At 67.0% G+C, this 14,326-nt stretch carries 12 protein-coding genes; 10 read left to right on the top strand and 2 right to left on the bottom strand.

The window, feature by feature from the left end; translation table 11 throughout:
• The first annotated feature begins 269 nt into the window (after positions 1-269).
• A complete protein-coding gene (locus AC5LXX_RS06175; RefSeq protein ID WP_493410814.1) occupies positions 270-896 on the top strand; it encodes a flavin reductase family protein in 627 nt (208 codons plus the stop codon).
• A 140-nt stretch (positions 897-1,036) separates the two neighbouring features.
• Here the strand turns inward: AC5LXX_RS06175 and AC5LXX_RS06180 are convergent, their stop codons facing one another.
• Positions 1,037-2,509 carry an HD domain-containing phosphohydrolase gene (locus tag AC5LXX_RS06180; RefSeq protein WP_493410815.1) on the bottom strand — a complete coding sequence of 491 codons (1,473 nt, stop codon included), beginning with the start codon at positions 2,507-2,509 and terminating at the stop codon, positions 1,037-1,039.
• 243 nt (positions 2,510-2,752) lie between these two features.
• Between AC5LXX_RS06180 and AC5LXX_RS06185 the strand changes: the two genes are divergently transcribed.
• Positions 2,753-3,244, top strand: coding sequence for a hypothetical protein (locus AC5LXX_RS06185; protein WP_493410816.1), 492 nt, complete (start codon positions 2,753-2,755; stop codon positions 3,242-3,244).
• A 28-nt stretch (positions 3,245-3,272) separates the two neighbouring features.
• On the opposite strand, the gene AC5LXX_RS06190 is transcribed toward AC5LXX_RS06185, so the two are convergent.
• Positions 3,273-4,226 carry a LysR family transcriptional regulator gene (locus tag AC5LXX_RS06190; protein ID WP_493411091.1) on the bottom strand — a complete coding sequence of 318 codons (954 nt, stop codon included), beginning with the start codon at positions 4,224-4,226 and terminating at the stop codon, positions 3,273-3,275.
• A 159-nt stretch (positions 4,227-4,385) separates the two neighbouring features.
• Between AC5LXX_RS06190 and AC5LXX_RS06195 the strand changes: the two genes are divergently transcribed.
• The 8 genes from AC5LXX_RS06195 to AC5LXX_RS06230 all read left to right on the top strand — a co-directional run bounded on the left by AC5LXX_RS06195 (position 4,386) and on the right by AC5LXX_RS06230 (position 14,256).
• A complete protein-coding gene (locus AC5LXX_RS06195; protein WP_493410817.1) occupies positions 4,386-5,417 on the top strand; it encodes an alcohol dehydrogenase catalytic domain-containing protein in 1,032 nt (343 codons plus the stop codon).
• A gap of 357 nt (positions 5,418-5,774) precedes the next feature.
• Positions 5,775-7,007 (top strand): 3-methyl-2-oxobutanoate dehydrogenase (2-methylpropanoyl-transferring) subunit alpha, encoded by a 1,233-nt coding sequence (locus AC5LXX_RS06200; protein ID WP_493410818.1) that lies wholly within the window; start codon positions 5,775-5,777, stop codon positions 7,005-7,007.
• A gap of 2 nt (positions 7,008-7,009) precedes the next feature.
• On the top strand, positions 7,010-8,050 hold the full coding sequence (locus AC5LXX_RS06205) for an alpha-ketoacid dehydrogenase subunit beta (RefSeq protein WP_493411092.1): 1,041 nt from the start codon (positions 7,010-7,012) through the stop codon (positions 8,048-8,050).
• 1 nt (position 8,051) lies between these two features.
• Positions 8,052-9,365 carry a dihydrolipoamide acetyltransferase family protein gene (locus AC5LXX_RS06210; protein ID WP_493410819.1) on the top strand — a complete coding sequence of 438 codons (1,314 nt, stop codon included), beginning with the start codon at positions 8,052-8,054 and terminating at the stop codon, positions 9,363-9,365.
• 5 nt (positions 9,366-9,370) lie between these two features.
• Positions 9,371-10,762: a dihydrolipoyl dehydrogenase gene (gene lpdA / locus AC5LXX_RS06215; RefSeq protein WP_493410820.1), complete on the top strand. Its 1,392-nt coding sequence runs from the start codon at positions 9,371-9,373 to the stop codon at positions 10,760-10,762.
• Between the two features lie 300 nt (positions 10,763-11,062).
• Positions 11,063-11,692 (top strand): NAD(P)H-binding protein, encoded by a 630-nt coding sequence (locus AC5LXX_RS06220; protein ID WP_493410821.1) that lies wholly within the window; start codon positions 11,063-11,065, stop codon positions 11,690-11,692.
• Positions 11,693-11,844: 152 nt separating this feature from the next.
• Positions 11,845-12,522, top strand: coding sequence for an SOS response-associated peptidase family protein (locus AC5LXX_RS06225; protein ID WP_493410822.1), 678 nt, complete (start codon positions 11,845-11,847; stop codon positions 12,520-12,522).
• Positions 12,523-12,825: 303 nt separating this feature from the next.
• Complete coding sequence (locus AC5LXX_RS06230) at positions 12,826-14,256, top strand: purine-cytosine permease family protein (RefSeq protein WP_493410823.1); 1,431 nt, start codon at positions 12,826-12,828, stop codon at positions 14,254-14,256.
• Positions 14,257-14,326 lie beyond the last annotated feature (70 nt).

Raw genomic sequence — 14,326 nt, forward strand, 5'->3', positions numbered from 1 at the left:
AGTCCGGTCCCCGGCACCATCGATTGCGTTGATGCGATTCGATTCGATAAAGGTGTAAAAAACCCGCGAGAAATGCAGCGCTCGCGGGTTTTTTGTTTGGCGCAGGCACGTGCAGCGGCATGCCAGCGCGGCTCACGATGCGCTTCACTGCGCCGAATACGGCGCCATGTGATACTGGCACGCACGTCGGACCGGCGCCTGCGTCGCTGCCGGCAAACGCGTTCCGCCGTCCGCTTCGTCATCGTTCGCCTCTCGCAATCCCATCCGTCATGACCGACTCGACCCATCACTATTACGAACCCTCGCAAGGCCACGGGCTGCCGCACGATCCGTTGAACGCGATCGTGGGTCCGCGTCCGATTGGCTGGATCTCGTCCCGCGGCAGCGACGGCACGCTGAACCTCGCGCCGTACAGTTTCTTCAACGCGTTCAACTATCGCCCGCCGATCATCGGTTTTTCGAGCACCGCCGCGAAGGACAGCCTGCGCAACGTGCAGGAAACCGGCGAGTTCGTGTGGAACCTTGCGACGCGCGATCTCGCCGAGCGGATGAACCAGACCTGTGCGGCGGTGCCGTACGAAGTGAACGAATTCGAACTCGGTGGCTTGACGGCGGTGCCGTCGCGCCTCGTCGACGTGCCGCGCGTCGCGGAAAGCGGTGTGAATTTCGAATGCAAGGTGACCGACGTGATCCGCCTGCGCGATCATCGCGGTGTCGAGACGCCGGCCACGCTGGTGCTGGGCGAGGTCGTCGCCGTCCATATCCGCCGTGATCTGCTGAAGGACGGCATCTTCGACACGTTCGGCGCGGGCATCATTCTTCGTGCGGGCGGCCCGTCGGCCTATGCGTACGTGACGCCCGACAGCCGCTTCGACCTCTTGCGTCCCGACGCATGATCGATCGTGCGCCGCAGTAAGCGGGCAGGCAGGAGCATGTCCCTTCCGCACGCGTGACGACCCGATTCAGGCGGGCGGCGTACCGGACACCGGGCCGTGCGGCTAGCGTCGTCGACGCAAACCGGCGCCACGCCACGCCTTCAGATCAGTCCCATTGACGATGCCTTGAGCGTCGCTGCTGCGCGCGTCGAACAGCCGAGCTTGCGAAACACGCTTTCGACGTGCGTGCGTACCGTGCTCGGGCTGATGGTCAGTGCCCGTGCAGCCTCCTTGTTGCTCGCTCCGCGCGAGATCACGCGCAGCACGTCGATCTCTCGCTCGGACAGGCCGGCACCGGCCGGCACGTTTCTGGATACGCGTCGGGCGACGGGGATCGATGCCGACGTCAGCACGCCGACCGCTTCGCCGCATAGCCGGCCATTGGCCGCTTCGTCCCGCAGCAGGCGGGTGGCCGCGTCGTCGGGCAGCGCGGCGCGCCAGGGGCGCGGCGATCGCAACGCGACCCACGCGACGGACGCCGCCAGCACGCGCGCTTCCAGCGTCAACGCCGGGGCGTGAGCGCCGCGGAAGTACCCTGAACCGTCCAGCCGCTCGAATGCGTGCGATGCAAGCAGGGCGGCCTGGCTCAGCGCGCCGGATTGCTTGCCGGCGCGTTCGGTCCAGTACGGTACCAGCCGTACCTTCTCCCACGCGCTTGCCGGCAACGTCGAGGGCAGGTTCCATACGTCGTTCGGCACGGCGGCCCTGCCGATGCCGTGAATCAGTCCGGCCAGGTAAACAAGCGAACGCCCCGCATCATCCGGTTTGAGTCGCGCATGACAGTCGGCCGCCGTCGTCGCGACGGCACGGGAAAACCCCGTCATCCACGGCAATTTCAGGTCGACGATGTCGGCGATCAGTTCCGCGGATGTCATCCGCTGCATATCGGACGTTGCCAGTGCGATGTCGAACTCGGCCGGCGACGAGCGCGCCAGTTCCGCCAGCCAGGCCTCCGCGTGGCGAACCGTCGTATCGACGAGATGCGCCGGATACCGCGAGTCTGCACGCTGCCTGATCAGCCCCAGGGCTGGCTCGACGCCATATGTGCGACTCAGCACCTCCAGATCGCCGGCAAGCGCAACGACCGGCACGGCAACGGGTACCTGTTCGCGTGCGAGTTGTGCCGGGAAGCCGTTGCCGTCCCAGGCCGCGAAAATATGACGCAGCGCCGTTTCCGTCGCCGTCGAGAGCCCCAGTATTTGCGCGACCTCGCCGGATACCTCGCAGTGAATCCGTGCGAGTTTCATCATCGACGCGCCGGCATTTCCGATTGCCTCGGCCATGCCGGACCTGTCCTCGAGCATCGCCGTGCGGATCGCGATGTCGTCGCCGAACACTTCCGCGAAACCTGGCGCATTCGCCGTGCAACCCGACCAGCGAAGCAGCGATGCCTCGCGAACCGTATCGCAAACCGATGCGCCCAGTCCGGCTGCGTCCGCGAGTCGTACCCCCAGCCACGCGGTGCGAAGCGAGTGGTCGGTCGGTTGTCCCATGCTCAGGTCACCGATGAAAGCGATGGCCCTCACGGAATCGAATATGCGCAGTGCGGCGTGGCTGGCTTCGGTGTTGAACATCGGGCTCGGCTTGGAAAATCGCTGGGACGAGTGACCGATCATACGCGACGGCGCGGGAGCCCTCGGTTGCGTGACGCTGTCCGGGGTCGGTCATTTGACCGATCCCGGCGAGCCCGCACGATCGGGACAATCTGGCTGCATGCGGAGCAAGTGAAATGCAAGGCTGCTCGAACGCTTCCGTGTGCCGCGGATGTTACCGGTGTCGCGGCGATCGGGGCCGATTTTTTCAGAAGGAGTCGTCTTATGCCTCATCCCGTTTCCACTCTGGGTGCCGGTCACACCATCGTCAGCCTCGCGACGTTCGCCGCGGGCCTCTACAGCTTCGCCCGATATCGGAAGATCGACAGCACGACGCGGTCAGCCAGGCTTTACGTCGCAGGAATGGTGATGTCGGTGTTCACGTCGTTTGGCTTGTCCAGCACGGGCGGTTTCAATGCCGGGCATGCCCTCGGCATCCTGGCGCTGATCGCGACGGCGGGCGGACTCCTCGTTCCGCGCATCGAAACGCTGGGGCACGCGCGGCCGTACCTGGCCCAGTTCGCATTTTCGTTCAGTTTCTTTCTGTTGCTGGTTCCCGGGATCAACGAGACGCTGACGCGGTTGCCGATCGGTCATCCGCTTGCGGACGGTCCCGAATCTCCCATCGTGCGCGGGTCGCTCGTCGCGTGGTTGGGCATCTTCGTGCTTGGCGCCGTGTTGCAGGGGGTGCGGCTTCGGTCGCGCCGCAGTACCTGAAGGCGCGGCGAGCGGGCTCCCAGTCGTTTCATTGTTCGGAGCGCCCGGCCGCGCGGCGTTCCGGACCGGCGCTTGCCGACTGAACCCGCAACGTGTCGATCAGCGCGCGCAACCCGCCGGAAACATGGCGATGGCCGGGGTAATACAGGCACAGTCCCGGCATGACCGGACACCAGTCGGTCAACACACGTTCGAGATGTCCGTCGCGCAGTGCATCGTGGACGAGATGATCGGGCACGAACGCGATCCCGATGCCGTCGATCGCGGCATCGACCATCAAGGGCTGGTCGGTCAGCGTGAGCGGGCCGCCGACATTGACCGTTTCGACGACGCCACGACGCTCGAACTCCCAGCGGTAGATCGCGCCGCTGTCGAAGCGAAAGCGAATGCAGTCGTGCCGGTGCAGATCCTGCGGGACGTCGGGGCGCCCGCGCGCGGCGAAATAGGCCGGTGAAGCGACGGCGGCGAACCGCACCGGTTCGGACACGCGAACCGCGATCATGTCTTGCGGCACGGCTTCGGTCAGCCGGATCCCCGCATCGAATCCGCCGGCGACGATGTCGCCGAGTTTCCCGTCCGTCACGATGTCGAGATGAACCTGCGGGTAGTCGCGCAGGAAGCGCGCGAGCACCGGCTTCAGCACCATGCGGATCGCGCCTTCGCTGGCGTTGATGCGCACGGTGCCACTGGGCGTGTCGCGCATCCCGTCGACCGCGCGCATCGCGTCGGCCACCGACGAGATCGCCGGACGGAGTTTCTCGAGGAGGCGTTCGCCGGCGTCGGTCAGCGACACGCTGCGGGTCGTGCGGTTGAACAGGCGAACGCCCAGGCGCTGCTCGAGGCTCTTGATCGAATGGCTGATCGCAGACGGCGTGACGTCGAGCTCGATCGATGCCGCGCGAAAGCTGAGGTGCGTTGCCGCGGCAAGGAACACGTTGAGCGAGAAGAGATCGCCGCTTTTCAATTGATGAGCAGAATTCATCGTGATGTAAAGATTGGCGAGATTGTCATGATAATGCGCCTTTTTTAGACTAGGGCGTCCGTCAATGCAATGGGCGGTTGCGGCGCAAGCGCCGCGGCGGCTGCATGCGCAGGCGGACCGCGCAATGAACCCTACGTTCGGTTGAAAAAGGAGCAAGCAATGAAGATGAAGGCGGTCGTGATGACCGGCGCCAATCGCCCCTGGGAAGTGTGGGAAGTGCCGGTGCCGGTAGCCGGGCCGGGGCAGGTGCTGGTGAAGGTTCATGCGTCGGGGATGTGCTACACGGATGTCTGGGCAACGCAAGGTTACGGCGGCGACATTTACCCGCAGACACCCGGCCACGAGGTCGTCGGCGAAATTGTCGAAGTCGGTGCCGGCGTCCATGCGCGCAAGGTGGGCGACCGGATCGGCACGACGTGGGTGCAGTCCGCATGCGGGCGCTGCGCGTACTGTCGCGAGAATCGTCCGCTTTCCGGTCAGACGGCCGTGAACTGCGACGCGCCGCGGACTACCGGGTTTGCTGCGCAGGGCGGACATGCGGAGTACATCGCCGTCGCGGCCGAGGGGACGGTGCTGCTGCCTGACGGACTGGCCTATGTCGATGCCGCGCCGATGATGTGCGCCGGCTACACGACGTGGAGCGGCTTGCGCGACGCGGCGCCGCAGCCGCATGAGAAGGTCGCCGTGCTCGGCATCGGCGGATTGGGACACGTGGCGCTGCAACTGTCGCGGGCCTGCGGTTTCGAGACCATCGCGATCACGCACTCCGAGGACAAGCGCGAACTGGCGATCCGGCTGGGCGCGGATCAGGTCGTCGCGAACGGCGAAGGACTTCGCGAGGCAGGCGGCGCAGACGTGCTGCTCGTCACGACCAATGAATTCAGTACTGCAGAGGAAGCGATGGCCGGGTTGCGAGTCGACGGTCGCGTGATCCTCTGCGGGCTCGACTTCACGAAGCCGTTCTCGATCGCGTCGGCGCGCAAGCCGTTCCACATGATGCGTCAGCAGGTCATCGGCTCCACGCATCGCGGTTTGCGCTATCTGAGCGAAGTGCTGGAGCTTGCCGCCAAAGGCCGGGTCAAGCCGATCGTAGAAACATTCGCACTGAACGACGCGACCGAAGCCTACGACCGCCTCGCGTCGGGGAAGATGCGCTTTCGCGGCGTATTCACGCCTGCACAAGGACGCTGAAACCGAAGTTTGCCCGCGGTGCGGGGAGGTATCCCCAGGCAAGCTCGAGATTCGTCCGACCTGGCCGCCACCGATTGCGGCATTCTCATTCTCTGTCCATTCCCGTCAACGCTCGATGCAGCGCAGCACGGCACCGAGCGGCCGCCAGCCGGGACAGGCCCGCCGGGCCTCCCTCCCGCGCCCGACATGGCAAATCTGCTCACCGCAGTCGAGCGGCTTGGACATCGACGTCCGGCGCCGCAAGGCATAAATTTCCAAGGTTGACGTGCTTATCCGCGCGTCAGCCCGCGCGCAGGCCGGCAACCGGCCGCGCGTTCCTAATCAGCGTGAGACACAATCGAGCGTGGAGACGACACGATGAGCCTGTCAGAGCCATTGCGTCTGCATGTGCCGGAGCCCACCGGGCGCCCGGGCTGCAAGACGGATTTTTCCTATCTGCATCTATCGCCGGCCGGCGCAGTCCGCCGCCCGCCGATCGACGTAGCCGCGGCGGACACCGCCGATCTCGCCCGCAGCCTCGTGCGCGTGCTCGACGACAGCGGCAAGGCCGTCGGCCCGTGGGCGCCCGATCTCGACGATGCGCGACTGATCGCCGGGCTGCGCGCGATGCTCAAGACCCGCATTTTCGACGCGCGCATGATGATCGCGCAGCGCCAGAAGAAAATCTCCTTCTACATGTTGAGCCTCGGCGAAGAGGCGATCGGCACCGCGCACGCGATGGCGCTGCGCGACGGCGACATGTGCTTCCCGACCTACCGGCAGCAGAGCATCCTGATCGCGCGCGACGTATCGCTCGAGCGGATGATCTGCCAGCTGATGTCGAACGAAGGCGACCCGCTGAAGGGCCGCCAGCTTCCGGTGATGTATTCGGACCGCGAAGCCGGCTTCTTCTCCATTTCCGGCAACCTCGCGACGCAGTTCATCCAGGCGGTCGGCTGGGCGATGGCGTCGGCGATCAAGGGCGACACGAAGATCGCGTCCGCGTGGATCGGCGACGGCGCGACGGCCGAAGCCGATTTCCACACCGCGCTGACGTTCGCGCACGTGTACCGCGCACCGGTCGTGCTGAACGTCGTCAACAACCAGTGGGCGATCTCGACGTTCCAGGCAATCGCGGGCGGCGAGGGCACGACCTTCGCCGGGCGCGGCGTCGGCTGCGGGATCGCGTCGCTGCGCGTCGACGGCAACGATTTCCTCGCGATCTACGCGGCGTCGAGCTGGGCGGCCGAACGCGCGCGCCGCAATCTCGGCCCGACGCTGATCGAGTGGGTCACCTACCGCGCGGGCGCGCACTCGACGTCGGACGACCCGACCAAGTACCGGCCGAGCGACGACTGGTCCCATTTCCCGCTCGGCGACCCGATCGAGCGCTTCAAGCGCCACCTGATCGCGAAGGGCATCTGGTCGGACAGCGCGCACGACGCGCTGACGGCGGAGCTCGAAGCCGAGGTGATCGCCGCGCAGAAGGAAGCGGAGAAATACGGGACGCTGGCCGACGACCGGATTCCGTCGCCGGCCTCGATGTTCGACGACGTATACAAGGAGCTGCCCGCGCACCTGCGCCGTCAGCGCCAGGAACTGGGAGCATGATCATGGCGCAACACGAGACAGGCACGGCGACGCAGCCGATGACGATGATCCAGGCGCTGCGCTCCGCGATGGACGTGATGCTCGGCCGCGACAGCGACGTGGTCGTGTTCGGGCAGGACGTCGGGTACTTCGGCGGCGTATTCCGCTGTACCGAAGGACTGCAGAACAAATACGGCAAGTCGCGCGTGTTCGATGCGCCGATCTCAGAAGGCGGGATCGTCGGCGCGGCGGTCGGGATGGGCGCGTACGGGCTGCGCCCCGTGTGCGAGATCCAGTTCGCCGACTATTTCTACCCGGCGTCCGACCAGATCGTGTCGGAAGGCGCGCGACTGCGCTATCGCTCGGCCGGCCAGTTCACCGCGCCGATGACGATCCGTATGCCGTGCGGCGGCGGCATCTACGGCGGGCAGACGCACAGCCAGAGCCCGGAGGCGATGTTCACGCAGGTGTGCGGGCTGCGCACGGTGATGCCGTCGAATCCGTACGACGCGAAAGGGCTGCTGATCGCATCGATCGAGAACGACGACCCGGTGATCTTCCTCGAGCCGAAGCGGCTGTACAACGGGCCGTTCGACGGCCATCACGAACGGCCGGTCACGTCGTGGCTCAAGCATCCGGCGAGCGCGGTGCCCGAGGGGTATTACACGGTGCCGCTCGATACGGCCGCCGTCGTGCGGCCCGGCAGCGACGTGACGGTGCTGACGTATGGCACGACCGTGCACGTGTCGCTCGCCGCAGCCGAGGAGACGGGCATCGATGCGGAGGTGATCGACCTGCGCACGCTGTGGCCGCTCGATCTCGACACGGTCGTCGCGTCGGTGCGCAAGACCGGGCGCTGCGTCGTCGTGCACGAGGCGACGCGCACCTGCGGTTATGGCGCGGAACTCGTGTCGCTGGTTCAGGAACACTGCTTTTACCACCTCGAAGCGCCGGTCGAGCGTACGACAGGCTGGGACACGCCGTATCCGCATGCGCAGGAATGGGCGTACTTTCCGGGCCCGACCCGGGTCGGTGAAGCGTTGCGACGCGTGATGGAGGCGTGAGATGGGGATTCATGTCATCAAGATGCCGGATATCGGCGAAGGGATTGCCGAGGTCGAGCTGGTGGCCTGGCATGTGGAAGTCGGGCAGGTGATCAAGGAAGACCAGCCGCTCGCCGACGTGATGACCGACAAGGCGGCGGTCGAGATTCCGTCGCCGGTGACGGGCAAGGTGATCGAACTGGGCGGCCGGATCGGCGAGATGATGGCGGTCGGCAGCGAGCTGATTCGCCTCGAGGTCGAAGGCAGCGGCAACCTGAAAGCCGGTGCACCGGTGCGAGAAACAAAGGTAGAAACCGCACCGGTCGCGGCGGCGCCGTCGAAGCCGGCGGCCGAGGTGCCGGCCGAACCGCCCGCACGGCCCGCGGCGCAGCGCGCACCGGCGGAGCCGCGTCGCGCGGCGGAACCTACGACGCCGCCGCGCGCGGCGCTCGCGCCGGGCGAACGGCCGCTCGCGTCGCCGGCCGTGCGTCAGCGTGCATGGGACATGGGGATCGAGCTGCGCTATGTGCGCGGCACCGGTGAAGCAGGGCGGATCCTGCATGCGGATCTCGACGCGTATGCGGGCTCCGGCGGCGGCGCGGCGCGTCCGTCGCACACGCATGGCTACGAGGAGCGCAACGACGAAACGGACGTGCCGGTGATCGGCTTGCGACGTGCGATCGCGCGCAAGATGCAGGAAGCCAAGCGCCGCATCCCGCACTTCAGCTACGTCGAGGAAATCGACGTCACCGAGCTCGAATCGTTGCGCACGGAACTGAACCGGCGCCACGGCGATACGCGCGGCAAGCTCACGCCGCTGCCGCTGCTGATCCGCGCGATGGTGATCGCGCTGCGCGACTTCCCGCAGATCAACGCGCGCTTCGACGACGAAGCGGGTGTCGTCACGCGCTACGGTGCGGTGCACATGGGCGTCGCGACGCAGACGGACGGCGGTCTCACGGTGCCCGTACTGCGGCACGCGGAAGCGCGCGACGTGTGGTCGATCTCGGCGGAAATCGCACGGCTCGCCGATGCAGTGCGCGCGAACCGCGCGCAGCGCGACGAACTGAGTGGGTCGACGATCACGATCTCGAGCCTCGGTGCGCTCGGCGGCATCGTGTCGACGCCGGTCATCAATCATCCGGAAGTCGGCATCGTCGGCGTGAACCGGATCGTCGAGCGGCCGATGATCCGCGACGGTGCGGTCGTCGCGCGCAAGATGATGAACCTGTCGTCGTCGTTCGATCATCGCGTCGTCGACGGCGCGGACGCCGCCGAATTCATCCAGGCCGTGCGCGCGGTGCTCGAACGCCCGGCCCTGCTGTTCGTGGAGTGAGCGCGATGAAGAACGAACACACTACCTTGCTCGTCATCGGCGGCGGCCCGGGCGGCTACGTCGCCGCGATCCGCGCCGGCCAGCTCGGCATCCCGACCGTGCTGGTCGAGCGCGACCGGCTCGGCGGCACGTGCCTGAATATCGGCTGCATTCCGTCGAAGGCGCTGATCCACGTGGCCGACGCGTTCGAACAGGCGTGCGGTCATGCGGGCGAGGGCGCGCTCGGGATCCGCGTGCGTACGCCCGAGATCGACATTGCGAAAGGCGTCGCGTGGAAGGACGGCATCGTCGACCGGCTGACGCGCGGCGTCGGCGCGCTGCTCAAGAAGAACGGCGTGCGCGTGTTGCACGGCGACGCACACGTGGTCGACGGCAAGACCGTCGATGTCGTCACCGGCGGCCATTCGGTACGGATCAGTTGCGAACACCTGTTGCTCGCGACCGGTTCCGAGCCGGTCGCGCTGCCGACGATGCCGTTCGGCGGGCACGTCGTGTCGTCGACCGAGGCACTGTCGCCCGCGACGCTGCCGAAGCGGCTGGTCGTCGTCGGGGCCGGGTACATCGGGCTCGAACTCGGGACCGTCTATCGCAAGCTCGGGGTCGACGTCAGCATCGTCGAAGCGGCCGACCGCGTGCTGCCTGCGTACGATGCGGAACTCGGGCGGCCGGTGGCCGATTCGCTCGCACGGCTCGGCGTCCGGCTGTGGCTCGGCCACAAGGTGCTCGGGCTGGCGGAGCACGGCGCGGTGCGCGTGCAGGCTGCCGACGGCGCCGAGCAGGTGCTGCCGGCCGATCGCGTGCTGGTGGCCGTCGGCCGCCGGCCGCGCGTCGACGGTTTCGGGCTCGAGACGCTGCAGCTCGATCGCAACGGCCGCGCGCTGCGGATCGACGACGAATGCCGGACGTCGATGCGCAACGTGTGGGCGATCGGCGATGTTGCCGGCGAGCCGATGCTCGCGCATCGCGCGATGGCGCAAGGCGAGATGGTCGCCGAGCTGATTGCCGGCCGGCGCCGCCAGTTCGTGCCGGCGTCGATCCCGGCCGTGTGCTTCACCGATCCCGAGATCGTGACGGCCGGCTGGTCGCCGGACGATGCGCATGCAGCCGGTGTCGATTGCCTGAGCGCGTCGTTCCCGTTCGCGGCGAACGGGCGCGCGATGACGCTGCAGGCGACCGACGGTTTCGTGCGCGTCGTCGCGCGGCGCGACAATCACCTGATCGTCGGCTGGCAGGCGGTCGGGCGCGGCGTGTCGGAACTCGCCGCGGCGTTCTCGCAGTCGCTCGAGATGGGTGCGCGGCTGGAGGACATCGGCGGCACGATCCATGCGCATCCGACGCTCGGCGAGGCGTTGCAGGAAGCCGCGCTGCGTGCACTCGGACACGCGTTGCACATCTGACGGGCGCGCCTGACAGGCGCCGCCGATGCGTCACGCACGCATCGGCGGCGCTTGGGCCGTCCGTGCCGATTCGGGCGGCTGCTGCGGCACATTCGATGACCATGCGCTCGCCGCGCAATGCGTGAATGCGCGCGACACGCGGACCGGCGCGCATGTCGCGCCGGCCCCACCTGATGGCGCCGTAATTTTTCGAGACGAGGGGAGGGTTGCCGGCGCTGCGCCAGCCGACGATCATGTCGATAGCCGGAAACCGGGCCGCATCGGGCCCGCCAACGCAGGCTTCACACGGAAGAAGCGGACATGAAACTGCTGCTTGTCGGCGCGACCGGACTCGTCGGGCGCCACGTCCTCGAAGTCGCGCTTGCCGATTCGCGGGTCGATCAGGTGGTCGTCCTCGCGCGTCGGCCGCTGTCGCCGCATCCGAAGATGCGCGCGCTGGAGGTCGATTTCGACCAGTTGCCCGACACGGCCGACTGGTGGCAGGCCGATGCGGTCATTTGCACGCTCGGCACGACGATGCGGGCCGCCGGCTCGCAGGCGGCCTTCCGGCGCGTCGATCACGACTATCCGCTGGCGGTCGCGCGCCACGCGCACCGGCACGGCACGCCGACCTATGTGCTGAATTCCGCACTCGGCGCGGATGCCGCGTCGCGTATCTTCTACAACCGCGTGAAGGGCGAGGTGGAGCAGGCACTGGCCGCCATCGGGTTTGCATCGCTCACCTATGTGCGGCCGGGCCTGATCGGCGGCAGCCGCGATGAATTCAGGTTCGGCGAGCGGCTGTTCGTGTTTGCGCTGAACGCGCTCGGGCCGGTGCTGCCGGCGAAGTGGCGCGTGAACCCCGCGTCGCGGATCGCGCGTGCGCTGGTCGATGCCGCGATCGACGCGCGGCCGGGCGTTCACGTCGTCGCATCGGACCGGCTTGTCTGACGCGCAGCGGGCTGCGCGCGCGACGGCATCGAGCGGCCGGCGCGCGGGTCACCGTCGGTTTGTAAAACTGTTTCGTCATACAAAGCGATAGTGCCGTCCCGGCGCGTGCGCTGATCTACGATGGAAACATTGCGTCCATCGTCTGCCCGACCGTGTGCACTCACTACCGCGCTCCCGGTGAAGACCCGGGCATCAGCGAACTGAAGATCGGCATCGGCGATCTGTATCGTCGCGACCCGTGGGCACCCGACGTGTATCCCGATTACGCGGCGCCCGTCGCATGCGCCGACGGCGATGGTCTCGCGGTCGTGGCGGCCGTGTTCGGCTTCTGGCCGAAATTCATGCAGCCCGAACGGCTCGACGAGCACGGCCGGAAGAAAAAGAAGCTCGACACGATGAATGCGCGCACGGAAACGGTCGGCACGTCGCGTCTCTACGCGAATGCCTGGCGCAACGGCCAGCGCTGCCTGATCCCGGTGCGCTGGATCTGCGAGCCGTGCTACGAGACCGGCCGCAACGTGTGGCACCGGATCGGCATCGACGGCTGGCAGCCGTATTGCGTCGCCGGTATCTGGCGCCGCTACGAAGACAGCGACGGGCGCGCATGCATCGGCATGACGATGCTCACGGTGAACGCCGACGCTCATCCGCTGTTCGCGCGAATGCATCGGCCCGGCGACGAGAAGCGCGGTGTCGTGATCCTGCGCAGCGACGATTACGACGAATGGCTGCACACGCGCGACGTCGAAGCCGCACGGCGCATGCTGAACCTGCTTCCCGCCGACGACATGACGGCCGAGCCTGACCAGGCACCACCGGCCGGCACCTGACCTTTCGTTTTCACGACGCCCGACTGGCGGCGAAATCGCCCGCCTGCGCGCCGCTTGCTCGGACGATTTCGAAAATCGGCCGATACCGGGTAATTACCGATATCTCGCAAGTTGTATATACAAGATCATCCGCTGGCAATGTCGGCACACATCGTGCCGCTTGCGCGCCAGCGTGCTGACCGTGCGTGCGTGGCGCATGCCGGCGATCCACGGCGCCCCGCACCCGCAGAGCCGAAAGGGCGGCTCGCAGCATCCTGTCCCGTTCAAACCATGTGTGGTCCTGAGTATTTTGGAGATTGACCCGTGTCAACGAATTCCAGTGGAAAAGCCGGCGGACTGATCGAGGTACGCTCGATCGACTTCATTCCCGATGCCGAGCGCCATGGCGGCCTGCTGAGCCAGTTCACGCTGTGGCTGTCGGCGAACATGCAGATCACGGCCATCGTCACGGGCGCACTCGCGGTCGTGCTCGGCGGCGACGTGTTCTGGTCGCTGGTCGCGCTGCTGCTCGGCCAGCTCGTCGGCGGCGCCGTGATGGCGCTGCACGGCGCGCAGGGGCCGCAGCTCGGGCTGCCGCAGATGATCTCGAGCCGCGTGCAGTTCGGCGTGTACGGCGCGATGATCCCGATCGTCCTGGTGTGCCTGATGTATATCGGCTTTTCCGCGAGCGGCTCGGTGCTGGCCGGGCAGGCCGTCGCGCAGCTGCTGCACGTCGACGACGCAGCCGGCATCCTGCTGTTCGCGGCCGTGATCGTCGTGCTGACCGTGTTCGGCTACCGCGCGATCCACTTCGTCGGCCGGATCGCGAGCGTGGTCGGCATCGTCGCGTTCGTCTACATGTTCGCGCAGCTGTTCGCGAACCACGACGTCGGCGCGCTGCTCGCCAACCGTCATTTCTCGCTCGCGAGCTTCCTGCTGTCGATGTCGCTGTCCGCGTCGTGGCAGATCGCGTTCGGCCCGTACGTCGCCGACTATTCGCGCTACCTGCCGCGCTCGACGTCGTCGCTCGCGACGTTCCTCGCGGTCGGCCTCGGCTCGGTGATCGGCGCGCAGGCGGCGATGGTGTTCGGCGTGTTCGCGGCCGCGCTGGCCGGCAGCCAGTTCGCGCACCATGAAGTGTCGTATATCGTCGGGCTCGGCTCGACGGGCGCCGTGGCTGCGCTGCTGTACTTCAGCATCGCGTTCGGCAAGGTGACGGTGACGGCGCTCAACGCGTACGGCAGCTTCATGTCGATGGCGACGATCGTCAGCGGCTTCCGCGGCAAGGGCGCGGTGTCGTCGAAGAGCCGCCTCGTGTACATCTTCGGGATGATCTGCGTGTCGACGCTGATCGCGCTGGCGGGCCGTCATTCGTTCCTGAAGGAATTCACCGCGTTCATCCTGTTCCTGCTCGCGTTCTTCACGCCGTGGAGCGCGATCAACCTGGTCGACTATTACTGCTTCACGCGCTCGCGCTACGACGTGCCGGCGCTGTCCGATCCGGACGGCCGCTACGGCCGCTGGAACGTGATGGCGATCGCGATCTATGTCGTCGGCATCCTGGTGCAGCTGCCGTTCATGTCGACGCACATCTACACGGGGCCGCTCGTCGATGCGCTCGGCGGGACCGACATCTCGTGGATCCTCGGGCTGATCGTGCCGGCCGTGCTGTATTACATCGGCGCGCGCGCGTCGCGTCGCAGCATTCCCGAACGCCTGATCCTGCCGCTCGAACGCGGCGAAGTTCAGCACTGACCGCGCATCTCGCGCATCGGGCCGGCTCGTTGCCGGCCTGAGCGTCGAGCCCGGCGCCGTCTGCGCCGGG

The sequence above is a fragment of the Burkholderia torrens genome, assembly GCF_984668525.1.

What these genes read in the sequence shown, in the direction of transcription:
- AC5LXX_RS06175 (WP_493410814.1), top strand. Translation starts at nt 270, where the DNA reads ATGACCGACTCGACCCATCACTATTACGAACCCTCGCAAGGCCACGGG.
- AC5LXX_RS06180 (WP_493410815.1), bottom strand. Translation starts at nt 2,509, where the DNA reads ATGTTCAACACCGAAGCCAGCCACGCCGCACTGCGCATATTCGATTCC.
- AC5LXX_RS06185 (WP_493410816.1), top strand. Translation starts at nt 2,753, where the DNA reads ATGCCTCATCCCGTTTCCACTCTGGGTGCCGGTCACACCATCGTCAGC.
- AC5LXX_RS06190 (WP_493411091.1), bottom strand. Translation starts at nt 4,226, where the DNA reads ATGAATTCTGCTCATCAATTGAAAAGCGGCGATCTCTTCTCGCTCAAC.
- AC5LXX_RS06195 (WP_493410817.1), top strand. Translation starts at nt 4,386, where the DNA reads ATGAAGATGAAGGCGGTCGTGATGACCGGCGCCAATCGCCCCTGGGAA.
- AC5LXX_RS06200 (WP_493410818.1), top strand. Translation starts at nt 5,775, where the DNA reads ATGAGCCTGTCAGAGCCATTGCGTCTGCATGTGCCGGAGCCCACCGGG.
- AC5LXX_RS06205 (WP_493411092.1), top strand. Translation starts at nt 7,010, where the DNA reads ATGGCGCAACACGAGACAGGCACGGCGACGCAGCCGATGACGATGATC.
- AC5LXX_RS06210 (WP_493410819.1), top strand. Translation starts at nt 8,052, where the DNA reads ATGGGGATTCATGTCATCAAGATGCCGGATATCGGCGAAGGGATTGCC.
- lpdA (WP_493410820.1), top strand. Translation starts at nt 9,371, where the DNA reads ATGAAGAACGAACACACTACCTTGCTCGTCATCGGCGGCGGCCCGGGC.
- AC5LXX_RS06220 (WP_493410821.1), top strand. Translation starts at nt 11,063, where the DNA reads ATGAAACTGCTGCTTGTCGGCGCGACCGGACTCGTCGGGCGCCACGTC.